Source organism: Cellulosimicrobium cellulans, from assembly GCF_016921195.1.
Taxonomy (GTDB): Bacteria; Actinomycetota; Actinomycetes; order Actinomycetales; family Cellulomonadaceae; genus Cellulosimicrobium; species Cellulosimicrobium cellulans_F.
Window position 1 is genome coordinate 29,734 of the sequence record NZ_JAFGYF010000002.1, and the last position, 26,258, is coordinate 55,991.

The 26,258-nt window shown below is 72.5% G+C and carries 24 protein-coding genes; 11 read left to right on the forward strand and 13 right to left on the reverse strand.

The window, feature by feature from the left end:
• Positions 1-6 precede the first annotated feature (6 nt).
• Positions 7-435, reverse strand: coding sequence for a VOC family protein (locus JN535_RS05090; RefSeq protein ID WP_205203248.1), 429 nt, complete (start codon positions 433-435; stop codon positions 7-9).
• 191 nt (positions 436-626) lie between these two features.
• On the opposite strand from JN535_RS05090, the gene erpA reads away from it, so the two are divergent.
• Positions 627-977, forward strand: a complete 351-nt coding sequence (erpA, locus tag JN535_RS05095; RefSeq protein WP_043658948.1) for an iron-sulfur cluster insertion protein ErpA — start codon at positions 627-629, stop codon at positions 975-977.
• A 101-nt stretch (positions 978-1,078) separates the two neighbouring features.
• Here the strand turns inward: erpA and JN535_RS05100 are convergent, their stop codons facing one another.
• A complete protein-coding gene (locus tag JN535_RS05100; RefSeq protein WP_205203257.1) occupies positions 1,079-1,330 on the reverse strand; it encodes a sulfurtransferase TusA family protein in 252 nt (83 codons plus the stop codon).
• Positions 1,327-2,472, reverse strand: coding sequence for a cysteine desulfurase family protein (locus JN535_RS05105; protein ID WP_205203260.1), 1,146 nt, complete (start codon positions 2,470-2,472; stop codon positions 1,327-1,329). Before JN535_RS05105 ends, JN535_RS05100 begins: the two co-directional genes overlap by 4 nt.
• 400 nt (positions 2,473-2,872) lie before the next feature.
• On the opposite strand from JN535_RS05105, the gene ctaC reads away from it, so the two are divergent.
• The 3 genes from ctaC to JN535_RS05120 are packed head-to-tail and all read left to right on the forward strand — an operon-like array spanning position 2,873 to position 6,011.
• Positions 2,873-3,793 (forward strand): aa3-type cytochrome oxidase subunit II, encoded by a 921-nt coding sequence (ctaC, locus tag JN535_RS05110; protein WP_205203262.1) that lies wholly within the window; start codon positions 2,873-2,875, stop codon positions 3,791-3,793.
• Positions 3,793-5,616 carry an aa3-type cytochrome oxidase subunit I gene (ctaD, locus tag JN535_RS05115; protein ID WP_205203264.1) on the forward strand — a complete coding sequence of 608 codons (1,824 nt, stop codon included), beginning with the start codon at positions 3,793-3,795 and terminating at the stop codon, positions 5,614-5,616. The genes ctaC and ctaD overlap by 1 nt, the downstream gene beginning before the upstream one ends.
• Entirely contained in the window at positions 5,613-6,011 is a 399-nt protein-coding gene (locus tag JN535_RS05120; RefSeq protein WP_205203266.1) for a cytochrome c oxidase subunit 4, read from the forward strand. Before ctaD ends, JN535_RS05120 begins: the two co-directional genes overlap by 4 nt.
• Positions 6,012-6,257: 246 nt before the next feature.
• On the opposite strand, the gene JN535_RS05125 is transcribed toward JN535_RS05120, so the two are convergent.
• The 5 genes from JN535_RS05125 to ctaE all read right to left on the reverse strand — a co-directional run bounded on the left by JN535_RS05125 (position 6,258) and on the right by ctaE (position 11,193).
• Entirely contained in the window at positions 6,258-6,851 is a 594-nt protein-coding gene (locus tag JN535_RS05125) for a superoxide dismutase (RefSeq protein WP_205203268.1), read from the reverse strand.
• 20 nt (positions 6,852-6,871) lie between these two features.
• Positions 6,872-8,635, reverse strand: coding sequence for a cytochrome bc1 complex cytochrome b subunit (qcrB, locus tag JN535_RS05130; RefSeq protein ID WP_205203270.1), 1,764 nt, complete (start codon positions 8,633-8,635; stop codon positions 6,872-6,874).
• On the reverse strand, positions 8,632-9,693 hold the full coding sequence (gene qcrA / locus JN535_RS05135; protein WP_374100479.1) for a cytochrome bc1 complex Rieske iron-sulfur subunit: 1,062 nt from the start codon (positions 9,691-9,693) through the stop codon (positions 8,632-8,634). The genes qcrB and qcrA overlap by 4 nt, the downstream gene beginning before the upstream one ends.
• Positions 9,690-10,469, reverse strand: coding sequence for a cytochrome bc1 complex diheme cytochrome c subunit (qcrC, locus tag JN535_RS05140; protein ID WP_205203272.1), 780 nt, complete (start codon positions 10,467-10,469; stop codon positions 9,690-9,692). Before qcrC ends, qcrA begins: the two co-directional genes overlap by 4 nt.
• 73 nt (positions 10,470-10,542) lie before the next feature.
• A complete protein-coding gene (gene ctaE / locus JN535_RS05145; protein WP_021481150.1) occupies positions 10,543-11,193 on the reverse strand; it encodes an aa3-type cytochrome oxidase subunit III in 651 nt (216 codons plus the stop codon).
• A 319-nt stretch (positions 11,194-11,512) separates the two neighbouring features.
• Between ctaE and JN535_RS05150 the strand changes: the two genes are divergently transcribed.
• Together JN535_RS05150 and trpD are read left to right on the forward strand one after the other, a co-directional pair.
• Positions 11,513-11,950 carry a response regulator transcription factor gene (locus JN535_RS05150; protein ID WP_205203274.1) on the forward strand — a complete coding sequence of 146 codons (438 nt, stop codon included), beginning with the start codon at positions 11,513-11,515 and terminating at the stop codon, positions 11,948-11,950.
• A gap of 33 nt (positions 11,951-11,983) precedes the next feature.
• Positions 11,984-13,081, forward strand: coding sequence for an anthranilate phosphoribosyltransferase (gene trpD / locus JN535_RS05155; protein WP_205203276.1), 1,098 nt, complete (start codon positions 11,984-11,986; stop codon positions 13,079-13,081).
• A gap of 40 nt (positions 13,082-13,121) precedes the next feature.
• Here trpD and JN535_RS05160 read toward each other — a convergent pair whose 3' ends face one another.
• Both JN535_RS05160 and JN535_RS05165 read right to left on the reverse strand, forming a co-directional pair.
• Positions 13,122-13,403: an Lrp/AsnC family transcriptional regulator gene (locus tag JN535_RS05160; protein ID WP_024840033.1), complete on the reverse strand. Its 282-nt coding sequence runs from the start codon at positions 13,401-13,403 to the stop codon at positions 13,122-13,124.
• The gene (locus tag JN535_RS05165; RefSeq protein WP_205203278.1) at positions 13,397-15,241 is read right to left on the reverse strand and encodes a DEDD exonuclease domain-containing protein; all 1,845 of its coding nucleotides are present in this window, start codon (positions 15,239-15,241) and stop codon (positions 13,397-13,399) included. Before JN535_RS05165 ends, JN535_RS05160 begins: the two co-directional genes overlap by 7 nt.
• 164 nt (positions 15,242-15,405) lie before the next feature.
• Between JN535_RS05165 and JN535_RS05170 the strand changes: the two genes are divergently transcribed.
• On the forward strand, positions 15,406-16,809 hold the full coding sequence (locus JN535_RS05170; RefSeq protein WP_205203281.1) for an NYN domain-containing protein: 1,404 nt from the start codon (positions 15,406-15,408) through the stop codon (positions 16,807-16,809).
• A 67-nt stretch (positions 16,810-16,876) separates the two neighbouring features.
• On the opposite strand, the gene JN535_RS05175 is transcribed toward JN535_RS05170, so the two are convergent.
• A complete protein-coding gene (locus JN535_RS05175; protein WP_205203283.1) occupies positions 16,877-18,694 on the reverse strand; it encodes an AMP-dependent synthetase/ligase in 1,818 nt (605 codons plus the stop codon).
• 260 nt (positions 18,695-18,954) lie between these two features.
• Here JN535_RS05175 and JN535_RS05180 point away from each other — a divergent pair, with 260 nt between their 5' ends.
• Positions 18,955-19,902 carry an ROK family glucokinase gene (locus JN535_RS05180; RefSeq protein WP_047233162.1) on the forward strand — a complete coding sequence of 316 codons (948 nt, stop codon included), beginning with the start codon at positions 18,955-18,957 and terminating at the stop codon, positions 19,900-19,902.
• Between the two features lie 54 nt (positions 19,903-19,956).
• Here the strand turns inward: JN535_RS05180 and JN535_RS05185 are convergent, their stop codons facing one another.
• On the reverse strand, positions 19,957-20,574 hold the full coding sequence (locus JN535_RS05185; RefSeq protein ID WP_205203284.1) for a hypothetical protein: 618 nt from the start codon (positions 20,572-20,574) through the stop codon (positions 19,957-19,959).
• A gap of 57 nt (positions 20,575-20,631) precedes the next feature.
• On the opposite strand from JN535_RS05185, the gene JN535_RS05190 reads away from it, so the two are divergent.
• The 3 genes from JN535_RS05190 to JN535_RS05200 all read left to right on the forward strand — a co-directional run bounded on the left by JN535_RS05190 (position 20,632) and on the right by JN535_RS05200 (position 24,132).
• Positions 20,632-21,417 carry a lysophospholipid acyltransferase family protein gene (locus JN535_RS05190; RefSeq protein ID WP_240200662.1) on the forward strand — a complete coding sequence of 262 codons (786 nt, stop codon included), beginning with the start codon at positions 20,632-20,634 and terminating at the stop codon, positions 21,415-21,417.
• Positions 21,418-21,542: 125 nt separating this feature from the next.
• Entirely contained in the window at positions 21,543-22,769 is a 1,227-nt protein-coding gene (locus tag JN535_RS05195) for a pyrophosphate--fructose-6-phosphate 1-phosphotransferase (protein WP_205203286.1), read from the forward strand.
• A gap of 13 nt (positions 22,770-22,782) precedes the next feature.
• Positions 22,783-24,132, forward strand: a complete 1,350-nt coding sequence (locus tag JN535_RS05200; RefSeq protein WP_205203288.1) for a class II 3-deoxy-7-phosphoheptulonate synthase — start codon at positions 22,783-22,785, stop codon at positions 24,130-24,132.
• 24 nt (positions 24,133-24,156) lie between these two features.
• Here JN535_RS05200 and pknB read toward each other — a convergent pair whose 3' ends face one another.
• A complete protein-coding gene (gene pknB, locus JN535_RS05205; RefSeq protein WP_205203295.1) occupies positions 24,157-26,184 on the reverse strand; it encodes a Stk1 family PASTA domain-containing Ser/Thr kinase in 2,028 nt (675 codons plus the stop codon).
• Positions 26,185-26,258 lie beyond the last annotated feature (74 nt).

Sequence of the window (26,258 nt, forward strand, 5' to 3'; positions counted from 1 at the left end):
GTCGCCTCAGCCGAGATCGACCGTCCCGTCCGCACGGACGGACCAGGCCGGGTTGTGCGCGACCTCCCACACCAGGCCGTTGGGGTCGGCGACGTGGGCGTGGAAGACGCCGCCGAACTCGCCCTCCTGCGGCTCCTTGCGGACGGTCCCGCCTGCGGCGACCATCGCGTGCACGAGCTCGACGACCGCGGACCGGGACCCCACGTTGTGGGACAGCGTGAGGCCCGTCGTGGCCGGCGTGGCGTCCGGGGTGCCGGCGTCGCGCGTGAAGGCCGACTCCTCGAAGAAGCCGAGGAGCTGGCCCGCCGCGGAGCGGTAGAAGACGATCTCGCCGGGCACGTCGAGCTGCGCGGTCCAGCCGAGGGCCCCGTAGAAGCTCCGCGCGGCGTCCAGGTCGCGCGTCGCGACCGTGACGAAGTGCAACACCTGGTCCATGCGTCTCCCGTCGGCGGGCCGCGCCACCGGTGCGGCGCGGGCTCCGTTCGACCGTACGCCGCCCGGTGGTCGTAGACTCGGGAACACGACCGGCACGAGTGGTGTTGAGGACCTGACGGGATCTCTCTCGAGAGGTCCGTAGAAGCCGGCCACCACCGGGGCAGCACTGCCCCCGACAGCGCGGAGACGAGATGAGCGAGACCACCGACATTGCCACGCACGGCGTCAACCTGACCGACGAGGCCGCGGACAAGGTCCGCACGCTCCTCGAGCAGGAGGGTCGCGACGACCTGCGCCTGCGTGTCGCGGTGCAGCCCGGCGGCTGCTCCGGCCTGATCTACCAGCTCTACTTCGACGAGCGCGTGCTCGACGGCGACGCGCTGCGCGACTACGACGGCGTCGAGGTCGTGGTCGACAAGATGAGCGTCCCCTACCTCGAGGGCGCGACGATCGACTTCGCCGACACGATCGAGAAGCAGGGCTTCACGATCGACAACCCCAACGCAGGCAGCGCCTGCGCGTGCGGCGGCTCCTTCAGCTGACCCGCCCGGCGTGCCGCGCGCACGCCGACCACGACCGCACGAGCCCGGTCGCCCGCGCCGCGGGCGGCCGGGCTCGCGTCGTCGGGCGGGCCACCGGCAGGTCAGGCGCCGAGCTCGACCGTGATGGCCCAGGCGTCGGTGCCTTCGGTGCCGGGGAGCGGCTCCTCCGCGACGACCGTGTGACCGCGCATCCGGGCCCAGGCCGGGACGTCGAGCCGCGCGGCCGGGTCCGTCGACCACACCGTGAGGCGTGTGCCCGGGTCGTGGTCGCGCGCGGCGGCAGCGATCCTGATCACCGGGAGCGGGCAGCGCAGCCCGCGCGCGTCGACGACCTCGGGTGCGTCCCCCGTCACAGGCCCTGCACCCCCAGCGTGGCGCGCACGCGCGCGACCGCCCCGGGCAGCGCGGCGAGCAGGCGATCGACGTCGGCCTCGGTCGTCGACCGGTCGAGCGCGACGCGCACGTTGCCGTGCGTCAGGACGCCCATCGCGGCCAGGACGTGCGACGGCTCGAGCGAGCTCGACGTGCAGGCGGACCCCGACCCGACGGCGATGCCCTCGCGGTCGAGGTCCGTGAGCAGCGCCTCGCCGTCGACGTAGAGGAACGAGAACGTCACCACGTGGGGCAGGCGGTCGATCGGGTCGCCCACCACCTCGACGTCCGGGATCTCGGCGACGCGCGCGCGGACCCGGTCGACGAGCGCGCGGCGGCGCGCGTCCTCGGCCTCACGGTCCGCCAGCACCGCCTGGAGCGCGACGGCGGCCGCGAACGCCGCGGGCACGGACACCCCGCCGGGGGCCCACGGCTCCGGGTCCTCGGGGAACGGGCTGCGACGTCGTACGCGGGACCGGACCGCCAGGACCCCGACGCCGGGACCTCCGCCCCAGTCGGCAGGGTCGGCGGCGAGCGCGTCCCACGCCGCCGGGACCGTGTCGTGGCCGACGCTCGCCCCCGCGTCGACGAGGAGGGGGACGCCGACGGCACGCGCGGCCTCGTGCACGGCCGCGACGGGCTGGCGCGTGCCCACCTCGCCGTTGGCGAGCTGGAGCGCGGCGAGTGCGACGCCCGGGCGTGCGACGGCGTCGGACATCGCCGCCGCGTCGACGCGGCCCGAACGGTCCACGCCCACGACCTCGCGCTCGAGCCCGCCGTGCTCGGCGGCGTGCAGCACCGCGGCGCGCTCGACCGCACCGACCACGACCCGGCGTCCGACGCGCGCACGGCCTCCGGCGAGCGCCGCGACGCCGGTGTGCAGGGACGCCGTGTGGTTCGCGGTGAAGACCACCTCCTCCGTCCGCGCGCCGAGCGCGGCGGCGACGGCCTCGCGCGCGCCGTCGAGCAGCGCGGCGGCGCGGCGGCCCTCCGCGTGCAGGCGGCGCGGGTCGGCCCAGCCGTCGTCGAGCGCGCGGTCGAAGGCCTCGCGCGCGAGCGGGTGCCAGGGAGCGCGCCCGCCGTTGTCGAGGCGGGCCCGGCGATCGGGGGTGGTGTGTGTCACATGGCCTCCAGGGCGCTGACGGTCGGGTCGCGGGGCGCGGCGCGGGCCCGGGGAGCCGGTCGGCCGCGCCCGGGTGGGCGCGTCGGGGCCTCTCGCGGGGCGTCGGATCGTTGCGCTCGCGCGGACCGCGACAGGGTGTCGGCACGCGTCCCGACGCTCCACCGGCACGGTACCGCTCCGCCGGGAGGAGCGTCGGTGTGGCAAGGATCTGACAGACGCGGCGCCGGTGTGGTGAACCCACCGTGACCGGCCAGGACGTGTGCCGCATCTCGCCCGTCCGCAGGGCGTTCCGGGCCACGAAGGGCGGAATCCCGCGCTAGGCTTCGTGTGTCGAGGACGAAGGTCCTGTGCTGGGCTCGTAAAGGCGAGCTCGGGCAGGACGTGACGTGAAAGGCCCCCCTTGCACTCGCAACCCCCTAGCCGCACACGGCGCACCATCCTGCGGGCGACGGCCCTCGCCGTCGCCGTCGCTGCGGTGGCGTCCGGCTGCGCCAGCGACACGGTCCAGCGCGGGTTCCTGCCCGGTTACGAGGACGGGGAGGTGACCAACCAGACCGCCCGGATCACGTCGCTGTGGACCGGCTCGTGGATCGCCGCCCTCATCGTCGGCGTCATCACGTGGGGCCTCATGCTGTGGTGCGTCGCCGCCTACCGCAAGCGCAAGGACGACCACCAGCTCCCGGTCCAGACGCGGTACCACCTGCCGCTCGAGATCATGTACACGGCCGTGCCGATCATCATGGTCCTCGTCCTGTTCTTCTACACGGACCGCGACATGAGCGCCATCGTGGACAAGGACGTGGAGGCCGAGATGACCGTCCAGGTCATCGGCAAGCAGTGGAGCTGGGACTTCAACTACGTGGACGAGGACGTCTACGAGTCCGGCCAGCACCTCGCCGACGTCGGCGGCACCATGACGGAGGGCGCGGAGATCGACGGCGCCCCGGGCACGTCCGAGGCGCTCCCGACCCTGTACCTGCCCGCGGGCGAGAGCATCCGCTTCGTCCTGGACTCGCGCGACGTCATCCACTCCTTCTGGATCCCCGCGTTCCTCTACAAGCTGGACATGATCCCGCACCGCACCAACGAGTTCGTGGTCACCCCGCAGCGCGAGGGCGTCTACGCCGGCAAGTGCGCCGAGCTCTGCGGCGAGCACCACTCCGGGATGCTCTTCAACGTCGAGGTCGTGGACCGCGCCGAGTTCGACGCGCAGATGGAGGCGCTCCGCGAGAAGGGGCAGGAGGGCCAGATCCCGGTGGAGGGCTTCAGCCGCCTCCAGGACCCGAACCCCGTCACTGCTAGCACGGAGGGTGAGCACTGATGGTCGCGCAGGCCGAAGTCATCCCCGGTCTCGCCCCTCGGCGTCAGACCCTCGGTCGGACCGTGATCAAGTGGGTCACGTCCACCGACCACAAGACGATCGGGTACATGTACCTGATCACGTCGTTCATCTTCTTCTGCATCGGCGGCCTCATGGCCCTCGTGATCCGTGCGGAGCTCTTCGAGCCCGGGATCCAGATCGTGCAGAGCAAGGAGCAGTACAACCAGCTCTTCACGATGCACGGCACGATCATGCTGCTGCTGTTCGCGACGCCGCTGTTCGCCGGGTTCGCCAACGTCATCATGCCGCTGCAGATCGGTGCGCCGGACGTCGCGTTCCCGCGACTGAACATGTTCGCGTACTGGCTCTACCTCTTCGGCGGGCTCATCGCCTCGGCCGGGTTCTTCACCCCGCAGGGCGCGGCCTCGTTCGGGTGGTTCGCGTACGCGCCGCTGTCGAACACGACGTTCAGTCCGGGCCTCGGGGGAGACCTGTGGGTGTTCGGCCTCGCGCTCGCCGGCTTCGGCACCATCCTCGGTGCCGTCAACTTCATCACGACGATCATCACGATGCGCGCGCCCGGCATGACGATGTTCCGCATGCCGATCTTCACGTGGAACACCCTCGTGACGAGCCTGCTCGTGCTGATGGCGTTCCCGCCCCTCGCCGCCGCGCTCTTCGCGCTCGGGGCGGACCGGCGCCTCGGTGCCCAGATCTTCAACCCCGAGAACGGGGGCGCGATCCTGTGGCAGCACCTCTTCTGGTTCTTCGGCCACCCCGAGGTGTACATCATCGCGCTGCCGTTCTTCGGCATCGTCACGGAGATCCTGCCGGTCTTCAGCCGCAAGCCGATCTTCGGCTACAAGGGCCTCGTGTACGCGACGATCGCGATCGCGGCCCTCTCCGTGACGGTGTGGGCGCACCACATGTACGTCACCGGTGCGGTCCTGCTGCCGTTCTTCGCCTTCATGACGATGCTCATCGCCGTCCCGACGGGCGTGAAGTTCTTCAACTGGATCGGGACGATGTGGCGCGGCAAGCTCACGTTCGAGACACCGATGCTGTGGTCGATCGGCTTCCTCGTGACGTTCCTCTTCGGTGGCCTGACCGGCATCATCCTGTCGAGCCCGGCGCTGGACTTCCACCTGTCCGACTCGTACTTCGTCGTGGCGCACTTCCACTACGTCGTGTTCGGCACCGTGGTGTTCGCGATGTTCGCGGGCTTCTACTTCTGGTGGCCCAAGTTCACCGGCCGGATGCTCAACGAGCGCCTCGGCAAGCTGCACTTCTGGCTGCTGTTCATCGGTTTCCACACCACGTTCCTCATCCAGCACTGGCTGGGCGTCGAGGGCATGCCGCGTCGCTACGCGGACTACGCGCCGTCGGACGGCTTCACGTGGGAGAACCAGGTCTCGACGGTCGGGGCGTTCATCCTCGCCGCGTCGACGCTGCCGTTCCTCTGGAACGTCTACACGACCTGGCGCAACGCGCCCAAGGTCGCGGTCGACGACCCGTGGGGCTACGGGCGCTCGCTCGAGTGGGCGACCTCCTGCCCGCCGCCGCGCCACAACTTCACGTCGCTGCCTCGTATCCGTTCCGAGTCGCCCGCGTTCGACCTGCACCACCCCGAGGTCGCGGCGATGGACCACGCCGAGCCGAACCCGAACGTGCTCGAGCAGGTGTACGGCGAGGCCGACCGCCGGGGTGAGAAGAGCGTCGCGCTCGACCGCCTGAGCGGTACGGAGGGCGGCAGCGACTCCACGACGACCACCATCGTCGACGAACCGCGCACGGGCACGACGGACGAGGAGGCCGGGAAGTGAAGGTCGAGTACAAGCTGTTCCTCTACGGGACGCCGTTCTTCATCGCCGCGGGGATCGTCTACGGCTTCTGGAGCCACTGGGAGCCCGTCGGATCGGTCGCCATCCTCCTGACCGGTGGACTGGTCGCGATGATCGGCGCCTACCTCATGCTCACGGCGAAGCGCATCGACGCCCGCCCCGAGGACGACCCCGAGGGCCTGATCGAGCAGGGTGCCGGCGACCAGGGCGTCTACGCCCCGTGGAGCTGGTGGCCGCTCGCGATCGCCGGCTCGGCCGCGATCGTGTTCCTGGGTCTCGCCGTCGGCTGGTGGCTCGTCTACGTGGGGATCGCGCTCGCCGCGGTCGCCCTCGTCGGCTGGGTCTTCGAGTTCTCTCGCGGCCAGCACGCCCACTGATCGACCGGGCGTCCTCGCCACGTCCGGACGGCCCGGTCCCCGCCAGGGGACCGGGCCGTCCGTCGTTCATCAGTCGGGTCGGACGACGTCGCGCGCCACCTCTTCGTGACCGCGGACTGACGGCGGGCGCCTGGTAGAGCGCCGAGAACGAGGTCGGTCCCGTCATCCACCGGATGACGGGACCGACCTCGTCGTGGTGGGGGAGCGGGTTCGCGCTCGCCCGGGAGTGTCGTGCTGCGGAGTTCGTCAGGCGGGGACGATGAGCCCGGCGGTCTGGGTCTTGGCGCGCTGGAGGCGGGCCTCGGCGTCGGACCAGTTGACGAGGTTCCACCAGGCGGTGACGTAGTCGGCGCGCACGTTCTGGTAGTCGAGGTAGTAGGCGTGCTCCCAGACGTCGAGCAGGACGATCGGGGTCAGGCCGAGGGTGAGGTTGCCCTGCTGGTCGTAGAGCTGGACGGTGACGAGCTTGGAGCCGATGGAGTCCCAGGCGAGGATGGCCCAGCCCGAGCCCTGGACGCCGGCGGCGACGGCGGCGAACTGCTTCTTGAAGGCGTCGAAGGAGCCGAAGTGCTCGTCGATCGCGGCGCCGATCTCGCCGGTGGGCTCGCCGCCGCCCTCGGGGGAGAGGTTGGTCCAGAAGGCGGAGTGGTTGACGTGGCCGCCGAGGTTGAACGCGAGGTTCTTCTCGTGCAGGTTGATCGCGGCGAAGTCGCCGCTCGCCCGCTGGAGAGTGACCTGACGGAGTCTCAGGCCCTCACGGGCGCGACTGCCTGCGCCCGGCGCCGAGACGACGATGACCCGCGACCAGCCCCTCATCGAGGGTGGCAGGTCGCGGGTCATCGTCCTACTGTGCGGGAACCTCAGCGTCGACGCTCGTCGGCGCCCTTCTCCGGCTCGACGAGGTCGCGCCCGCCACCGACGGTGGCGGCTCCGGCCTCGATCTGCGCGTGGCTCTCGCTCTCGAGCGCGTCGTGCTCGCCGTGCGAGTGCGCGGCCGCGAGCTCGGCGGGCGTCACGGGCTCGATCCGGTCCTCGTAGAAGAACCGCGACAGGCGCTGGAGGCGCTTGTCCTTCTTGTAGCCCTTGCGCCGCACGCCGCGCGAGTCCGTCGCCGGCTCGATCTCGAGGGGCGCGTGAGCCTGGTAGTTGACCCGCAGCCAGCGCTCCTGCTCGTCGAGCGGGCGGTGGACCTCGATGTACTCGCCGTGCGCGAACCGCACGATCCGGCCCGTCTCGTGGCCGTGGAGCACGAGCTCGCGGTCCTTGCGCTGCAGCCCGAGGCAGATGCGCTTGGTGATCCAGAACGCGAACCACGGGCCGACGAAGAACAGGATCCGGAACGCCCACGTGATCGTGTTGATCGACATGTGGAAGTGCGTCGCGATGAGGTCGTTCGACCCGGCGAGCGCCAGGATGATGAACGCCGTGAGGAACGCGACGCCCAGGCCGGTGCGGACGGGCACGTTGCGAGGGCGGTCCAGGACGTGGTGCTCACGCTTGTCCTTCGTCACCGCGGCCTCGAGGAACGGGTAGACGAAGAGGAACGTGAAGAGCAGACCCGGTACCACGACTGCCGGGATGAGCACGTTCAGCGGCACCGTGTAGTCGCCCCAGGTGACGAACTCCGCTCCGCCGGGCATGAGTCGTAGCGAACCCTCGAGGAACAGCATGTACCAGTCGGGTTGGGCTCCCGCGGACACCGGTGACGGGTCGTACGGGCCGTAGTTCCACACGTTGTTGATGGCCATGGTCCCGCCCATGAGGGCGAGGATGCCGAACACGACGAAGAAGAAGCCGCCGGCCTTGGCCACGTACACCGGGAACAGCGGGTAGCCGACCACGTTCGTGTCCGTGCGGCCGCCACCGGGGTACTGCGTGTGCTTGTGCAGCACGACGAAGAACAGGTGGAGCGCGACGAGCGCGAGGATCAGGCCGGGCACGAGCAGGATGTGCACGGTGAAGAGCCTCGGGATGATGTGCTCGCCCGGGAACTCGCCGCCGAAGATGAAGTACGAGAGGTACGACCCGATGAGCGGGATCGACTTCACGACACCGTCGGTGATGCGCAGGCCGTTGCCGGAGAGGACGTCGTCCGGGAGGGAGTAGCCCGAGAAGCCGGCGGCGAGGCCCATGATCATGAGCAGCATGCCGACGAGCCAGTTGATCTCGCGCGGCTTGCGGAACGCGCCCGTGAAGAACACGCGCATCATGTGCGTGACGATCGCCGCGAGGAAGATCAGCGCCGCCCAGTGGTGGATCTGCCGCATGAGCAGACCGCCGCGCACCTCGAACGACATGTGCAGCGTCGAGGCGAACGCGTCGGACATGAGCACGCCGTTCATCGAGGCGGGCTCGCCGTGGTAGGTGACGAGCGACATGCTCGGTACGAAGAACATCGTCAGGAAGATCCCCGTGAGGATCAGGACGACGAACGAGTACAGCGCGATCTCGCCCAGGAGGAACGACCAGTGGTCGGGGAAGACCTTGCGCGCGAACTCCTTGACGGCGACGCCGATGCTCGTGCGCTGGTCCAGGTAGTCGGCGGCCTTGCCGGCGGGGGTCGTCGGTGCGGCGGCCTTCGGTGCGGACGCCTTGGAGGAGGCGGATCCGGTGCTGGTGGTCACTTGAGACGCTCCCAGAAGCTCGGGCCGATGGGCTCGTGGAAGTCGCTCTGGGCGACCAGGTAGCCCTCGTCATCAACGGTGATCGGCAGCTGCGGCAGGGGGCGCTTCGCGGGCCCGAAGACCACCTTCGCGCTGTCGGCCACGTCGAACGTCGACTGGTGGCACGGGCAGAGCAGGTGGTGCGTCTGCTGCTCGTAGAGCGCCACGGGGCAGCCGACGTGCGTGCAGATCTTGGAGAACGCGACGATGCCGTCGTACGACCAGGTCTCACCCTCGGGGGCCTGCTCGGACACGATGTCGCGCGGGTCGAGACGGACCAGCAGGACGACGGCCTTGGCCTTCTCCGTGATCCACTCGTGGGACTGCATCTCCTCCTGGGAGGCCTCGGGGATGACGTGCACGACCGAGCCGATCGTGACGTCCGCCGCCTTGATGGGTCGACCGGACGGATCGATCGCCAGGCGGGTGCCGTTCTTCCAGAGGGTGTGCTTGAACTTCGAGACGTTCCAGTCGCCACCGACGCTGCCGACGAGCGGGACGGCGATGGTGAGGGGGAACAGCGCGAGCGCGGAGATGACCGCGCCCTTGAGGACGCCGCGGCGGGCGATCCCCGAGTCCTTGGCGCCGGCCTCGAGCTCGGCGATCGCGTCGGCGCGCGTCTCGGCGTCGCTCGCGACGGGGTGGCGCTCGTCGACCTTCTCGTGGTCGGACATGAGGACCTTCGCCCAGTGCACGGCGCCGAGGCCGATACCGAGCAGCGCGAACGCGATGGCCACGCCGAGCGAGAGGGTCGACAGGCGCACGCCTGCGGTCGTCCCGTCCGGCGGGATGACGAAGTACACGACGAGGGCGGCGATCGTGCCGATCACCGAGATGCCGAAGAGCGTGGCGACCTGGCGCTCGGCACGCTTCGCGGCCTTCGGGTCGCGGTCGGCCATGCGGCTCTTGTGCTCGGGCAGCCCCGGGTCCGGGAACGTGTCGAGGGTGCCGTGCTCCTCACGGTGCCCGACCTCGCGGTGCGAGGACTCGGGCGACCGGGGGTTCTGGTAGTCGCTCACGAGGACTTCGCTCCGATCCACACTGCGGCCCCGATGAGGAGGCCCATTCCGACGATCCAGGCCCACAGACCCTCGCTGACCGGGCCGAGGGAGCCGAGCGACAGGCCACCGGCCGAGCCCTCGCGCTGGTCGACGAGGAAGGCGATGACGTCGCGCTTCTCGTCGGGCGTGATGGTCGCGTCGTTGAACACGGGCATCGACTGCGGTCCGGTGAGCATCGCCTGGTAGATGTTGCGCTCCGACGTGTCCCACAGCGGCGGCGCGAACTTGCCCTCGGAGAGGGCGCCTCCCGCGCCGACGGCGTTGTGGCACATCGCGCAGTTGGTCCGGAAGATCGCGGCCCCGTTCGCGACGTCACCGAGCGAGGCGTCGACCTGCTCGTCGGTCGGGATCGCCGGGCCGGCGCCCAGGGAGGCGACGTAGGCGGCGAGTTGCGCCGTCTGCTCCTCGTCGAACTGACGAGGCTTCTGGATGGCCTGCGGACCGTCCATCTGCATGGGCATGCGGCCGGTGGACACCTGGAAGTCGACCGACGCGGCACCGACACCGACGAGCGACGGAGCCGTGCTCGTGCCCTCGGCGTTCGGGCCGTGGCACGTGGCGCAGTTGGCCTGGAACAGCTTCTGGCCGGTCTCGATGTCCTCGGTGCTGGCGGTCTCGGCGTTGGCCGGATTCGGTGCAAAGGCGGCGTAGACGCCGCCGGTGACCAGCAGCGCCAGCAGCAGCAGCACGACCGGCGCGAGGCGGTGGTGTCTGCGGGCGGCGAGTGCCTTCACGAAATGATCCTCGTCTCGCAGGTGGGGGAGCAGGGGGCGGGTGGGCGGGCCGGGGCGGACCCCGGGAGCGTCGTCAGCGCAAGATGTAGATCACGAAGAACAGCGCGATCCACACGACGTCGACGAAGTGCCAGTAGTAGGACGTCACGATGGCCGTCGTGGCCTCGTGGTGCCCGAAGTTCTTGGCCGAGAACGAGCGGCCGAGAAGGAACAGGAAGGCGATCAGGCCACCGACGACGTGGAGGCCGTGGAAGCCGGTCGTGATGTAGAAGACGGAGCCGTAGGGCGTCGAGGAGATCGAGACGCCGTGCTCGACGAGCTCCGCGTACTCGAAGATCTGACCACCGATGAAGAACGCACCCATGAGGAACGTGAGGGTCATCCACTCGTTCATCCCCCAGCGGTTCACCTGGAAGATCGAGCCGGTGCGCACGGGCTGGAAGCGCTCGGCGGCCCACACGCCCATCTGGCACGTCACCGACGACAGCACCAGGACGGTCGTGTTGATCGCCGCGAAGGTCAGGTTGAGCTTGTCCGCTTCGAGCGCCCACTCGTCGGCGGGCATCACGGCGCGGACCGTGAAGTACATGGCGAAGAGGCCGGCGAAGAACATGAGCTCGCTGGCCAGCCACACGATCGTCCCGACCGAGACGGGGTTCGGTCGGTTGACGCTCACGTGCTGATGGGCGTGGGGGGCAGCCGTTGCGGTCGACACAGGAGCCATTATGGCCGACGAACGGCGCCTCCGCGGCACGCAGACGGCCGCCCCGAGGCGGTGAATCTCACAATGTCTCCAGATCTTCCGGCGGAGACCTGCACTTGGTGACGGATCGCTGCCAAGTGCCATGAAACCGGCGGGGTCCCGGGCCCCGCCAGGGCCCTTGGTCCCAGGTCCCGCGCCGGTCGGCGGGGACGCCCCGTGAGGGGGTGCTGCGAGCCCCCCCGACGTGCCAAGATGCCAGTCGGGACGCGCGCACCCCAGGTGCTGGGGGCGCGCCCGCCCGGGCCCACCCGAGGGAACGACGAAGGCGACGGTGACGACGATGACGACGACCGTGACGACGACGCACGGGGACACGAGCGTGTCCGCGCGCGCGCCGCGCATCCTCCTCTACAGCGACGACGTGACGGTGCGCGAGCAGGTGCGGCTCGCGGTCGGGCGACGCCTGGGTGCGGGTCAGCCGGACATCGAGTGGCTCGAGGTCGCGACCCCGGCGGCCGTCGTGACCGCCGCGGACGCGGGCGGCTGGGACCTGCTCGTCCTCGACGGGGAGGCCGACAAGGCCGGGGGCATGGGCCTGTGCCGCCAGCTCAAGAACGAGGTCTACCGCTGCCCGCCGGTCCTGGTCCTCACCGGCAGGCCGCAGGACGGTTGGCTAGCATCGTGGTCGCTCGCCGACGACGCGGTGCCCCGGCCGTTCGACGCGGTCGCCCTCCAGCGCGCCGTCGCCGACCTGCTGCGTGCCGCCGGCGCGCGGTAGCCGACAGGAGACCGACCAGCCGAAGGGCCACCCGTGACCGCGACCCCGCACCCCGCCGCCTCGACCACGAGCGACACGACGGGCACGGGGCTCACGTGGCCCGGCCTGCTGACGGAGCTCGTCGCGGGCCACGACCTGGACGCCGACGCCACCGCGTGGGCGATGGACCAGGTGATGTCCGGCGAGGTGTCGCCCGTGCGGCTCGCGAGCTTCCTCGTGGCGCTGCGCGCGAAGGGCGAGACCGTCGCGGAGCTCACCGGGCTCGCCGACGCGATGCTCGCCCACGCGAGCCGGTTCACGGTCGACGGACCGGCGGTCGACATCGTGGGCACGGGCGGGGACCGTGCGCACACGGTCAACATCTCGACGATGGCCTCGCTCGTCATCGCGGGTGCAGGCGTGCGCGTGGTCAAGCACGGCAACCGGGCCGCGACCTCGTCCTCGGGCGCCGCGGACGTGCTCGAGGAGCTGGGCATCCGGCTCGACCACGGGCCCGAGCGTGTCGCTCGGATCGTGCAGGAGGCGGGCATCACGTTCTGCTTCGCCATGGTCTTCCACCCGTCCATGCGCCACGCGGGCGTCGCACGCAAGGAGCTCGGCATCCCGACGGCGTTCAACGTCCTCGGCCCGCTGACGAACCCCGCCCAGCCGCGCGCCGCCGCGATCGGTGTCGCGGACGCGCGCATGGCGCCGCTCATCGCCGGGGTGCTCGCCGGACGGGGCACCTCGGCGCTCGTGTTCCGCGGCGACGACGGGCTCGACGAGCTCGCGGCGACGGGCGGGGCGACGGTGTGGGAGGTGCGCGACGGCGTCGTCACCGAGCACCGGCTCGACCCGGTCGCCGACCTGGGTCTCGCGCCGGTGACGGTCGCCGACCTGCGGGGCGGGGAGGCCGTGCACAACGCCGAGGTGGCGCGCCGGTTCCTCGCGGGCGAGACCGGCCCGGTGCGCGAGACGGTGCTGCTCAACGCGGCGGCCGGGCTCGTCGCCGACGGCACGCTGCCCGGGACGTCGGACGGCTCGCTCGTCGAGCGGCTCCGGGCCGCCTACGACCTCGCCGCCCGCAGCGTGGACACGGGTGCCGCGCGCGACGCCCTCGCGCGCTGGGCCGAGGCCTCGGGGCGGGACTGAACCGTCCGCGAGGACGGGCCGCCCGACGTGGGCCGGTCCGTCAGTCATCGAGGCCGAGCGCGAACGCCTGCTCGAGGTCGACGTTGGAGTAGGCCCGGAACGCGATGAACGTCTCGGTGCGCACGACTCCCGGGACCTTGCTGATGCGGTCCGCGATGACGTCGGCGAGCTGGTCGTGCTCCTGGACCCTGACCATGGCGACCAGGTCCGCCTTGCCCGTGACCGAGTAGACCTCGCTGACGCCCTTGAGGTCCGCGACCTCGGACGCGACCTCGGGGATGCGGGCGGGGTCGGTGTCGATCAGGACGATGGCGGTCAGCATGGTTCCTCCGGGGTCGGGTCGTCGACTGGCGACCACTCTACGGTCACCCCGGGCGGAGCGTGCGTCGGGTCGAGGCCCTCGTGGGGGCCCGCGCGGCGCGCGACGTCGCGGGCCGTGGCCGCGAGGTCCACGTGCGACCCGGCCGAGCGGACGGGGCACGCCCACGGGTCGGTGACGTCGACGATCCGCACTCCCGGCTCCTGGAGCCAGGACAGCAGGATCTCGGCCTCGTGAGGGTGGCTCGCCGGCGCGGGCGGCACGGGCGGGGGGACGGTCTCCGCCGTCGCGACGAGCGCGTCCACGAGGGGCCACGGGTCCGCGCCGGGGTCGCTCACCCCGGTCGCGGCCAGGCGCGCGTGGCGCACCACGACGATCTCCCATCCGCCCGCGTCCGTCGGGCGGGCGGCGACGAGCTCGGCGCACGCGGCGAGCGGGCTGAGGCGCTGGGCGCGTGCAGCACCCGTGAGGAATGCCCGCAGCCGGTGCGTGAGCTCGCCGGCCTGCTCGAACCGCTCGTCGCGCGAGAGCGCGCGGATCCGGCGCCCGAGCTCCGCGACGACGTGCGACGGGTCGCCCTCGAACGCCTGGCGGACGTCGTCGGCGACGGCCCCGTACCCCAGGTCGCGCTCCGTCGTCGTGCAGGGGGCCGAGCATCGTCCCATCTCGGCGAGGACGCACGCCGTGGCCCCGGGGGAGGCGACCACCGGCAGGCGTCGTGTGCACTGGCGCAGGGGGAAGGCGTCGTGGAGCGCGTCGACGGCGGCCTGGGCCTGCTGCTTGGACGGGAAGGGCCCGATGTGCGACGCGGACGCTCGCACGTCCCGCACGACGGACAGGCGGGGGTAGGTCTCGTCCGTGAGCCGGACCCACGTCATGCGCTCGGGGTGGCGCGACCGCCGGTTGTAGCGCGGCGCGTGCTCCGCGATGAGGCGCAGCTCGCGCACCTGCGCCTCCAGCGGCGTCGCGCACACGACCGGGGTGACGGCGTGCGCGATGCGTACCATCTCGGTGATCCGGCTGCGCTTCTCGGAGCGGGTGAAGTAGGAGCGGACGCGGCGCCGGATGGACGTCGACGTGCCGACGTAGAGGACCTCGTCGCCGGGCCCGCGGAAGAGGTAGACGCCCGGGGCGTCCGGGAGGCCGTCCGCGAGGTGCCGCTTGCGCCGCACGTCCTGCGGGACCGGGTCCGTCGCGCCGGCGAGGTCCTCGAGGTGCGTGACGCCGAGGGGCCCGAGCCGGGCGAGCAGTGCGTGCAGGACGTCGACGGTGGCGCGCGCGTCGGCGAGCGCCCGGTGCTCCGGCGTCACGGTCGCGCGGAACAGGGCGGCGAGGGTCGAGAGCTTGTGGTTCGGCGCCTCGTCCCGGGTGACGACGCGGCGTGCGAGCGGGACGGTGTCGAGGACCTGGTTCCCGGGCCACTCGTAGTCCGCGGCCCGGCACGCGGCCTTGAGGAACGAGATGTCGAAGGGCGCGTTGTGCGCGACGAGCACGGCACCGCGCGCGAACTCCAGGAAGCTCGGCAGCACGGCCTCGATGCGCGGGGCCGTGGCGACCATGGACGAGGTGATCCCCGTCAGGCGGGCCACGAAGGCGGGGACCGGGACTCCGGGGTCGACGAGCGTCTGGAACTCCCCGAGCACCTCGCCGCCGCGCACCTTCACGGCGCCGATCTCGGTGATCCCGGCCCCCGCGGGCGACCCGCCCGTCGTCTCCAGGTCGACGACGACGAACGTCACGTCACGCAGCGGGGTCCCGAGGTCGTCGAGCGTGCCCTGGACGGGCGCACCCCGTGGCGCGGACCCCTCGCGCGGGGAGGCGAGGAGTGGTCCGGACGGCATGGCGGCGAGGCTAGCGACGGCCACCGACACGGCCGCGGCAGGGCGCGGCGACGTCCTCGGTGGGGCACGGGCACGGCATAGGGTGGTGACCGGGGAATCGGGACGATCGGGGACGAAGCTCCTGGCGGCACTCCCGACAGCAGAGACGCAGGAGGGGTCAGCGGATGGTGGCCGAGAGGTCGGACGAGGACGGGCCCGCGGGCAGCGTCCCGCCCGCGGTGCGCGCGCTCCTCGTCGACGCAGCCGCGGACGTGCTCGGCACGCTCGACCCGCTCCTCGTCCCCGCCGCCCTGCAACGGGTCAAGGCGTTCGCACCCCGCAGGCGAGCGTCGGCGGGCGCGGCGCCGCTGTGGCGTGCGCTGGTCGACGACGCCGGGTTCCGCCACGCCGTCGGCGCCGCCTGGTCGCGTGAGCACGCGACAGCGGCGGGTGCGTCACCGGACCCCTCGGTCCCGGCCGGCCAGGGGCTGCCCGACGACCGCACGGCGGCGCCGCGAGACAAGAGCGTGACGGAACCGGGCGCCGAGGAGCCCGCCACGCCCGCTCTCGTCCGCGAGCACGCCGCCGGTGCCTTCCTGCTGCGCCCGGACGGTTGGGAAGCGGTCGTGGAGCGCGCTCGTGCGCTCGACGCGACGCTGCGTACCGAACGCTCGGAGCGCGGCGAGGTCGCCCGCCTGCGTCGTGAGCGCGACAGGCTGGCCGAGCAGGTCGAGGAGCTGAGGGCGCAGGTGAGCGACGCCGTCGCCCGTGCGGACGCCGCGACGGCGGAGCTCGCGGGCGCGCGTCGCGCCGAGCGGCGGCTGCGGGCCGACGCCGACCGGGCGCGGGCCGAGGCCCGAGCGGTCCTCGAGGCGGCGTCGGCCGAGCGGGCGGAGGCAGAGGGGGTACTGCGCGACGCGCGCGAGGAGCGCCGCGCCGCGGGCGTCGAGCTCGCCCGGGCGCGTGCGGAGCGGGACGAGGCGCGCCGCGCGCGGACCTCGGCGACCGACGTCGCGACCGCACGTGCGCGGCTCCTGCTCGACACGGTGGTCGACGCGGCCACCGGGCTGCGGCGCGAGCTCGCGCTCGGGCCCGCCACGACGACACCGGCGGACGACGTCGCCGCGGCCCTGCCGGCCGCGGTCGCGCGACCGCGGCCCGGGTCGCGCGGGCGCGCGGCGGACGACCCCGCGCTGCTCGGCGACCTTCTCTCCGTCCCGCGCACCCATCTCGTCGTCGACGGCTACAACGTCACCAAGACCGGCTTCGGGGACCTCACGCTCGCCGAGCAGCGCGACCGGCTCCTCAACGGACTCCTGCGCGTCGCGGCGGGAGGCACCGAGGTCACGGTGTGCTTCGACGGCGCGGACGTCGCTGCCCGACCGGTGCACGCCCCGCGCGGCGTGCGCGTGCTCTTCTCGTCGGGGGAGATCGCCGACGACCTCATCCGCCGCCTGGTCGCCGCCGAGCCCGCGGGCCGACCGGTCGTCGTGGTGACGAGCGACCGTGCGGTGTCGGACGACGTGCAGGCCATGGGCGCGGTGTGCGTCCCGGCGCAGGCGCTCCTGGCGCGGCTCGCGCGCCGCTGAACGCCGGCGGCCCTCCCCGGCGGGTGCCGTGGAGGGCCGTCCGGGCGTCGTCGACGACCGTCGCGCGTCAGCGGACCGGGGCGGGACCGTCCACGTAGATCGCCTCCACGTCGGCCGCGAAGTCCTTGAGCACCTCGCTGCGCTTCACCTTGAGCGACGGCGTGAGGTACCCGTTCTCGACCGTGAAGTCGGTGGTGAGCACGGTGAACTTGCGGATGGACTCGGCCCGCGACACGGCCTGGTTGGCGCGCGTCACGGCGGCGTCGAGGGCGGCGAGGACGTCGGGGTCCTTGGCCGCGTCCTCGATCGACATCGGCTCCTTGCCGTGCATGCTCGCCCAGCCCGGCAGACCCTCGGGGTCGAGCGTGACGAGCGCGCCGATGAACGGCTTCTGGTCGCCGACGACGACGCACTGCGACACGAGCGCGTGGGCACGGATGCGGTCCTCGAGGACGGCGGGGGCGACGTTCTTGCCGCCCGCGGTCACGATGATCTCCTTCTTGCGCCCGGTGATGCGCAGGAACCCGTCCTCGTCGAGCGAGCCGAGGTCGCCCGTGCGGAACCAGCCGTCGACGAACGCGTCGGCCGTGGCCTGCTCGTTGTTGTGGTAGCCGCGGAAGATGTGGTCGCCCTTGAGCAGGATCTCGCCGTCCTCGGCGATGCGCGCCGCGCAGCCCGGTAGCTGCTCGCCGACCGTACCGATCTTGGTGGTCGCGGGCCGGTTGACGCACGTCGGCGCCGTGGACTCGGTGAGCCCGTAGCCCTCGAGGATGCGCACGCCGATGCCGCGGTAGAAGTGCCCCAGCCGCTCGCCGAGCGGCGCGCCGCCGGAGACCGCGTACCTCGCGCGGCCGCCGAGCGCGTGGCGCAGCTTCTTGAACACGAGGGCGTCCGCGACCTTGTGCTGCAGACGCAGCCCGATGCCGGGGCCGGACGGCTCGTCGAGCGCGCGGGAGTACGCGATCGCCGTGGCCGCCGCCCAGTGGAAGATCTTGAGCTTGCCGCCCGCGGCGGCCTTCTGCTCGGACGAGTTGTAGACCTTCTCGAACACGCGCGGCACCGAGAGGATGTACGTCGGCTTGAAGGTGCCGAGGTCGTCGAGCAGCGTCTTGGTGTCGGGCGTGTGCCCCAGCACCGTGCCGCCGGCGACGACGAGCACGCCGATGAAGCGCGCGAACACGTGCGCGAGCGGCATGAACAGCAGCGTGCGACCGCCGGGCTCGCCGAACACCTCGGGCACCGCCTTCACGGCGTTGACCGTGAGCGAGTAGAAGTTCTCGTGCGTGAGCTCCGCGCCCTTGGGGCGCCCGGTCGTGCCCGAGGTGTAGATGATCGTGGCCACGTCGGCGAGGTTCGCCAGGCCGCGCCGACGCGCGATCTCGGCGTCGTCCACCTCGGCACCGTCGGCGGTGAGGGTCGCGATCGCGCCCGAGTCGATGGCGAGGACGTCGCCGAGCGCGGGGACCTGGTCGCGCACCTCGCCGACGGTCGCCGCGTGCGCCTCGGTCTCGACGACCAGGAGCCGGACGTCGGCGTCCGACAGGATCCACTGCACCTGCTCCGCGCTGGAGGTCTCGTACAGGGGCACCGGCACCGCGCCGGCCGCCCACGTGGCCCAGTCGAGGAGCGTCCACTCGTAGCGCGTGCGCGACATGATGCCGACGTGGTCGCCGGGCTGGATGCCGCGCGCGACGAGGCCCTTCGCCACGGCGACGACCTGGGCGTCGAACTCGCGGGCGCTGAGCGCCTGCCACGCGCCGTCGCTGCCGGTGCGGCGCTCGACCATCGGCGCGGTCGGGTCGGCAGCGACGCGGCTCGCGAGCAGGTCGTTGAGGTTCTTCGAGGGATCGACTTCGACGATCCGTGGGGCGCTGATCTCGTCCATTCTGGCTCCAGTGGCAGTAGTCGACGGTGGGAGAACCCTACCCAGTGGCGGTGTGTGCCCGGGACCTGCCGATGTCGGTAGGCTTCAGGTGCTGTGCGCTGCTTGCGCAACGTTTCGCGCGGGCGCGGAGTTCCGGCGGGACGACCCGGGCGCGGGGTCGCGAGCCGTCGTCGTGCGTGGCCCGTGCGCGGGCAGCACCCGCAGCGTGAGGCATCCAGCCAGCGGTTAGTCAGCGGTTACCGAGCGAGTGAGGACGGGACATGCACGCCATCGGTGTGGACATCGGCGGGACGAAGATCGCGGCCGGCGTCGTCGACGAGAAGGGCGAGATCCTCGTCCAGACCCGCCGCGACACCGAGCCCGACGACGTCGCGAGCATCGACCGTGCCATCGCCGACGTGTACGCCGAGCTGACGGCCGAGCACGAGGTGGGCGCGATGGGCCTGGCCGCGGCCGGCTTCGTCAGCCCCGACCGCACCTCGGTGCTCTTCGCCCCGAACATCGCCTGGCGCGAGTACCCGCTCGCCCGCAACGTGCGCGAGCTCATCGGCGACACCGACGTGCCGATCGTCGTCGAGAACGACGCGAACGCCGCAGGCTGGGCCGAGTTCCAGTTCGGTGTCGGGCGCGACGCGACCGACATGCTCATGCTCACGGTCGGGACCGGCCTCGGCGGCGCGATCGTCGTCGACCGCGAGCTCGTGCGCGGCAAGTGGGGCGTCGCCGCCGAGGTGGGGCACATGCGCGTCGTCCCGGGCGGGCACTACTGCGGCTGCGGCCACGAGGGCTGCTGGGAGCAGTACGCGTCCGGGCGCGCGCTGGTGCGCGACGGGCAGAACGCGCTCATCGCCCAGCCCGACCGCGCGACGCGCCTCCTGGAGATCTGCGGCGGCGACCCGGACAAGCTCAACGGCCCGCAGATCACGCAGGCCGCGCAGGAGGGCGACGACCTCGCGGTCGAGCTGCTCGCGAACCTCGGCCGCTGGATCGGCGAGGGCGCGGCCTCCGTGACGGCGCTGCTCGACCCGGAGCTCATCGTCATCGGCGGCGGCGTCGGCGCGGCCGGCGACCTGCTGCTCCAGCCGGTGCGCCGCGCGTTCGCGGACCAGCTCTCCGCGCGCGGGCACCGGCCCGAGGCGCGGATCGAGCTCGCCGAGCACGGCAACGAGGCCGGGATCGTCGGCGCGGCCGACCTCGCCCGCCGCTGACGACCCGCGCACGGGCGGGGACCGGCGAGCGACCGGTCCGGACGGGCCCGGGTGTCAGACGACGGCGCCCGGGCCCTCGTCGTCGTCGTCGCGGCGGTGGGGCATGCGCCACAGCAGGATCGCGAGCCCGGCGAGGAACGCGCCGCCGCCCACCTGCGCGACGATCACCGGGTACGGGCGCACCACGACGAGCACGACCAGCAGCAGGATCGGCACGCCGACGACCAAGGCCCACGCCATGGTGAGGAGCGGGTCGCGGCCGAGCACGAGCGGCGGGTCCGGCGGCACGAAGTGGCTCTCGGCCTCCTCGAGGTCCTCCACCTCCGGCGTCGTCGGCCAGTCGCGGGGACCGCTGGCGCGGACCCACGGCGCGACCGGCACGGACCCGAGCACGTCGCGTCCGTCGCGCGGCGCGGGCGAGGGCCCGTCGGCGCCGCCCGGAGCGGCCTCGGGGCCGCGCGCGGCGTCGCGCTCGAGGTCGGACAGCTCGGCCACGATGCCGGCCCACTGCGCCTCGACGTCGAGCGCCGGCTCGCCCGGCGCGTCGTCCTGCCGCGCACCGTCGTCGTCGTCGGGACCGGGGTCCTCGGGGCCTCGCGACGCGTCGTCGGGCGTGGGCTCGGGGGCGTCGTCGGGCTGCGGGGAGTCCGGCTGGGCGTTCGGTGCGGCCATAGGAATCACTCTAGAGTCGGATGCACGTCCCGCGCCGGGACCCCGCGAGGAGGAACGTTGTTCTACTGGTTCATGAAGCAGGTGATGGTCGGCCCGATCCTGCGGGTCCTGTACCGTCCCTGGACGCGGGGCGTCGAGCACGTGCCGGCCGAGGGCGGCGCGATCCTCGCGAGCAACCACCTCGCCGTGATCGACTCGTTCATCCTGCCGCTCGTGCTCGACCGCAAGGTCCAGTTCCTCGGCAAGTCCGACTACTTCACGGGCACGGGGGTCAAGGGGCGCCTGACGGCCGGCTTCATGCGCGGGGTCGGCACGATCCCCGTCGACCGGGCCGGCGGGAAGGCGAGCGAGGCCGCGCTCGAGACGGGTCTGCGCGTGCTGCGCGAGGGGGACCTGTTCGGCATCTATCCCGAGGGCACGCGCAGCCCGGACGGGCGGCTGTACCGCGGCAAGACGGGCGTCGCGCGCCTCGCGCTCGAGTCGGGCGCTCCCGTGGTCCCGGTGGCGATGGTGGGCACCAACATCGCCCAGCCGATCGGCAAGGTCATCCCCAAGCCCATGCGCATCGGGGTCGTCATCGGCGAGCCGCTCGACTTCACGCGGTACCGCGGCATGGAGAACGACCGCTTCATCCTGCGCGCGGTCGCGGACGAGATCCAGTACGCGATCATGCGGCTCTCCGGCCAGGAGTACGTCGACATCTACGCCGCGACGGCCAAGGCGCGCCTCGCCGCGGGGCACACCGAGACCGAGGAGGCGGGCGGGGCGCCCGGCGGCCGCCCGGCCCCCGACGTCCAGGTCCCGGAACCCCCGCCGGAGCCCGGCGCGGCGTCAGTAGACTGAGCGACGGCCGGCCGCGCGGTGCTCCCGGTGCCCTCCGTGGGGCACGCGCCCGTCGCCGTCGCCGCCACCCCGCCGGACCCCGTCCGTCCGGCCAGGATCCGTCCTACGAGAGGTTCTGAGTTCACATGTCGGTTCGTCGCGTCGCCCTCCTCACCGCGGGCGGTTTCGCCCCGTGCCTGTCCTCCGCGGTCGGGGGTCTCATCGAGCGGTACACGGAGCTCGACCCGGAGATCGAGATCATCGCCTACCAGTACGGCTACCACGGCCTGCTGACGGGCACGAAGATCGTCGTGGACTCCGAGGGCCGCAAGCAGGCCGGCATCCTGCACCGCTTCGGCGGCTCGCCGATCGGCAACTCGCGCGTCAAGCTGACCAACGCGGCCGACTGCGTCAAGCGCGGCCTGGTCCAGGAGGGACAGAACCCCCTGGAGGTCGCGGCCGAGCAGCTCAAGGCCGACGGCGTCGACGTGCTGCACACCATCGGCGGGGACGACACCAACACGACCGCGGCCGACCTGGCGGCGTACCTGCACGACAACGGCTACGAGCTCACCGTCGTGGGCCTGCCGAAGACGATCGACAACGACGTGATCCCGATCCGTCAGTCGCTCGGCGCCTGGACCGCGGCCGAGGAGGCCGCCGGCTTCGCGGCGAACGTCATCGGCGAGCACCGCTCGGGCCCGCGCATGCTCATCGTGCACGAGGTCATGGGCCGTCACTGCGGGTGGCTCACCGCCGCGTCCGCGGCCGAGTACCGCAAGTGGCTCGACGCGCAGGAGTGGGCCCCGGCCCTCGGCCTGACGCGCGAGCGCTGGGACGTGCACGCGGTGTTCCTGCCGGAGCTCGCGCTCGACATCGACGCCGAGGCCGAGCGTCTCAAGGCGATCATGGACGAGCAGGGGAACGTCAACATCTTCCTGTCCGAGGGCGCCGGCATGCACGAGATCGTCGCGCAGCTCGAGGCGGCCGGCGAGGAGGTCCAGCGCGACCCGTTCGGCCACGTGAAGCTCGACACCGTCAACCCCGGCCAGTGGTTCGCCAAGCAGTTCGCCGAGAAGCTCGGCGCCGAGAAGGTCATGGTCCAGAAGTCCGGCTACTTCTCGCGCGCCGCGGCAGCGAACGCCGAGGACCTGCGCCTCATCAAGTCGATGACCGACCTCGCGGTCGAGTGCGCGCTGCGCGGCGAGTCCGGCGTCATCGGGCACGACGAGGAGAACGGTGACCGCCTGCGCGCGATCGAGTTCCCGCGCATCGCCGGTGGCAAGGCGTTCGACGTCACGCAGCAGTGGTTCGGCGAGCTCCTCGAGGGCATCGGCCAGCCGCTCGTCGCCGCTGCACCCGCCGCGCACTGATCCGGGCAGCGGGATGACCACCACGAGCGAGCCGGGGACCGACGCCGGGCTCGACCACTTCCGCACGCTCGTCGCGCTCCAGCAGCCGACGTGGCCGGACGAGGCGGCGCTCGACGCCGTCCGGGACCGGCTGGCGGCCTCCGCGCCGCTCGTGGTGCCCGCCGCCGCCGACACGCTGCGCTCCCGCCTGGCGGCGGCGGGGCGGGGCGAGGCGTTCCTCCTCCAGGGGGGAGACTGCGCGGAGACGTTCGCCGAGGCGAACGCCGACCGCATCCGCAACAAGATCCGCACCATCCTCCAGATGGCGGTCATCCTCACGCACGGTGCGAGCATGCCCGTCGTGAAGATGGGCCGGATGGCCGGGCAGTACGCCAAGCCGCGCAGCTCCGACTCGGAGACGCGCGACGGCGTGACGCTGCCCGCGTACCGCGGTGACATGATCAACGGCCACGCGTTCACACCCGAGGCGCGCGTGCCCGACCCGGAGCGCCTCGTCCAGGCGTACCAGATCTCGGCGGCCACGTGGAACGTCGTGCGGGCCTTCACGACGGGCGGTTTCGCCGACCTGCGCCAGGTCCACGAGTGGAACCGGGGCTTCATGCGCAACCCCGCCTACGCGCGCTACGAGCGGACGGCGTCGGAGATCGACCGCGCGATCCGCTTCATGGACGCGTGCGGCGCCGACTTCGACGCCCTGCGCACGGTCGAGTTCTTCGTCAGCCACGAGGCGCTCGTCCTGGACTACGAGCGCGCGCTCACACGGCGCGACACCCGTACGGGCGACGCGTACGACACCTCGGCGCACTTCCTCTGGATCGGCGAGCGCACGCGCCAGCTCGACGGCGCGCACGTCGACTTCCTGTCGCGCGTGGCGAACCCGATCGGCGTGAAGCTCGGCCCGACCACGACGCCCGACGTCGCGCTCGAGCTCGCGCGCCGGCTCAACCCCGACGACGTCGAGGGTCGCCTGACGTTCATCACGCGCATGGGGGCCGGGCACGTCCGCGACGCGCTGCCCCCGCTCGTGGAGGCCGTCGCACGCGCGGGCGTGCCCGTCACGTGGGTCACCGACCCCATGCACGGGAACACCATCACGTCCGCGAGCGGCTACAAGACGCGCCGCTTCGACGACGTGCTCGACGAGGTCCGCGGGTTCTTCGAGGTGCACCGCGCGGCCGGCACCGTCCCCGGCGGGCTGCACGTCGAGCTCACGGGCGACGACGTCACCGAGGTGCTGGGTGGCAGCGAGGAGATCGACGACGCGGGCCTGGCCCTGCGCTACGAGACCCTGGTCGACCCGCGACTCAACCACCAGCAGTCGCTGGAGATGGCGTTCCAGGTCGCGGAGATGCTGCGCCGCTGACCGCAGCAGACGGTCTCCGTCGCGTCAGAAGACGTTGATGACGATCGTCGAGCCCTTGGGTGCGGTCCGGCCCTCACCGCCCGGCGGGTCCTGGGCGTAGACGATGTTGAGCGGGCTGATGCCCTGCGGGTGCCGGACCTCGACCTCGAAGCCCGCGTCGCGCAGGGCCTTCTCGGCCGCCTTGACGTTGGTGCCGTAGGTGTTGGGCACCTCGACGAGCGGAGGGCCGAGGGACACGACGACGTTCACCGTGTCGGTCCGGTGCGCGTCGCTGCCCTGCTCGGGGTCCTGACGGATCACGAGGCCCGCGGCGACGGACTCGGAGTACTCCTCGGTGACCGCGGGGACGAGGCCCTGGTCCTCCAGCGCCTTGACCGCGGCGTCCTTCGTGGACCCGGTGACCTGCGGGACGACGACGGGCGCCGGGCCGGACGAGACCGTGAGCACGACGGGGAGGTCGTGCCGGATCGTGGCGCCCTCCTCGATCGCGTTGCCGTCGGGGTCCTTCACCGCCATGACCTGGCCGGACGGCACCTCGTCGTGCGCCTCGGCGACGGGGTCGCCCAGCGTGAGGTCGGCGCCCTCGAGCGCGGCCGTCGCCTCCTCCTGCGTGGCGCCCACGAGACCGGTCGGCACCGTGAGCATGCGCACGCCCTTGGACACGACGAGCTGGACGCTGCCGTCCTTGCGCACGTCCTCTCCGGACGCCGGGTCGGTCGCCACGACGGCTCCCTCGGGCACGGTGTCGTCGTAGCGCTCCTCGACGGTGTGGTCGAGGCCCGCGCCGTCGAGGATCGCGACGGCCTCCGGACGCGACGCCTCCACGAGGCCGTCCGGGACCTGGGTGTACGCGCCCGGCCCGGAGGAGAACCACCACGCGGCGCCGCCGCCGACGCCCGCGAGGACGAGGAGGACGACGAGCGACCAGACGACCACCCGGCCGTGGCCGCGCCGCCGTGCCGTGGCCGGAGGAGCCGGGGGCGGCGGGCCGGGCCGCGTCGTCGGCGCGACGACGTGCCCGACCGCGAGCGGCTCGGTGAGGCCGGCGGCCTCGCGGTCGCGGAGGCTGAGCGCCGCGAGGGAAGCGGTCGCGGCGACGGACGGGTCGTCCGGCTCGGCACGGGAGCCCGGGCCCGGCGGCGGCACGACGGCGGTCGCCCCCGCGGGCGGGTCGACGCGCCGCTCGAGGTCGGCCGGGTCGAGCGCGGCGCGGGTCGAGCGCACGAGCGCGAGCGCGGCACCCGCGTCGGCCGGGCGGTCGGCGGGGTCGCGCGCGGCGAGCGCGCACAGGAGGTCGTCGACCTCGGGCGGGATCCACGGCGCGACGTCCGACGGCGGGGGGACGTCGTTGTTGACGTGCTGGAACGCGACCTGGATGGGGGTCGTGCCGGTGTGCGGGACGGTGCCCAGCAGCATCTCGTAGGCGAGGATCCCCACGGCGTAGACGTCGGTGCGCGCGTCGCACGTGCCCGTCGCGATGAGCTCGGGGGAGAGGTAGGCCACGGTCCCGAGGATCGTGCCCGTCGTCGTCGCCGTGACCTCGTTGACGGCGCGCGCCAGCCCGAAGTCGGTGACCTTGAGCCGTCCCTCGGTGTCCACGAGCACGTTCTCCGGCTTGATGTCGCGGTGCACGAGCCCGGCCCGGTGGGCGGTGGCGAGCGCGTCGAGGACGTCCTCGAGGACGTCGAGCGTGCGGCCGAGCGGCAGCGTGCGCTCGGTGAGCATCGTGCGGCGCAGGTTCGAGCCCGCCACGTACTCCATCGTGAGGTAGCTCGTGTCGCCGTCGAGCCCCTGGTCGTACACGGCGACGAGACCGGGGTGCGTGAGCCGGGCCGCCGCGCGCGCCTCGCGGCGGAAGCGCGAGACGAAGTCCGCGCCGGAGGCGCCCTCGGCGAGGTGGGCGTGCATGACCTTGAGCGCGACCTCGCGCTCGAGCCGGCGGTCGACGGCCAGGTAGACCGTCGCCATGCCGCCTCGCGCGATGCGCGAGACGACCTCGTACCGCCCGTCGACCAGGCGGCCGACGAGGGGATCGGTCGTCACGGTGGCCACGGGGAGAGTCTAGGTGGCCGGGTGTCGCGATCCGGTGAGCGCGCGCACGCACGGCGTGGGTGTCGTGTGGAGGC

What these genes read in the sequence shown, in the direction of transcription:
- JN535_RS05090 (WP_205203248.1), bottom strand. Translation starts at nt 435, where the DNA reads ATGGACCAGGTGTTGCACTTCGTCACGGTCGCGACGCGCGACCTGGAC.
- erpA (WP_043658948.1), top strand. Translation starts at nt 627, where the DNA reads ATGAGCGAGACCACCGACATTGCCACGCACGGCGTCAACCTGACCGAC.
- ctaD (WP_205203264.1), top strand. Translation starts at nt 3,793, where the DNA reads ATGGTCGCGCAGGCCGAAGTCATCCCCGGTCTCGCCCCTCGGCGTCAG.
- JN535_RS05125 (WP_205203268.1), bottom strand. Translation starts at nt 6,851, where the DNA reads ATGACCCGCGACCTGCCACCCTCGATGAGGGGCTGGTCGCGGGTCATC.
- ctaE (WP_021481150.1), bottom strand. Translation starts at nt 11,193, where the DNA reads ATGGCTCCTGTGTCGACCGCAACGGCTGCCCCCCACGCCCATCAGCAC.
- JN535_RS05150 (WP_205203274.1), top strand. Translation starts at nt 11,513, where the DNA reads ATGACGACGACCGTGACGACGACGCACGGGGACACGAGCGTGTCCGCG.
- JN535_RS05160 (WP_024840033.1), bottom strand. Translation starts at nt 13,403, where the DNA reads ATGCTGACCGCCATCGTCCTGATCGACACCGACCCCGCCCGCATCCCC.
- JN535_RS05165 (WP_205203278.1), bottom strand. Translation starts at nt 15,241, where the DNA reads ATGCCGTCCGGACCACTCCTCGCCTCCCCGCGCGAGGGGTCCGCGCCA.
- JN535_RS05170 (WP_205203281.1), top strand. Translation starts at nt 15,406, where the DNA reads ATGGTGGCCGAGAGGTCGGACGAGGACGGGCCCGCGGGCAGCGTCCCG.
- JN535_RS05175 (WP_205203283.1), bottom strand. Translation starts at nt 18,694, where the DNA reads ATGGACGAGATCAGCGCCCCACGGATCGTCGAAGTCGATCCCTCGAAG.
- JN535_RS05180 (WP_047233162.1), top strand. Translation starts at nt 18,955, where the DNA reads ATGCACGCCATCGGTGTGGACATCGGCGGGACGAAGATCGCGGCCGGC.
- JN535_RS05185 (WP_205203284.1), bottom strand. Translation starts at nt 20,574, where the DNA reads ATGGCCGCACCGAACGCCCAGCCGGACTCCCCGCAGCCCGACGACGCC.
- JN535_RS05195 (WP_205203286.1), top strand. Translation starts at nt 21,543, where the DNA reads ATGTCGGTTCGTCGCGTCGCCCTCCTCACCGCGGGCGGTTTCGCCCCG.
- JN535_RS05200 (WP_205203288.1), top strand. Translation starts at nt 22,783, where the DNA reads ATGACCACCACGAGCGAGCCGGGGACCGACGCCGGGCTCGACCACTTC.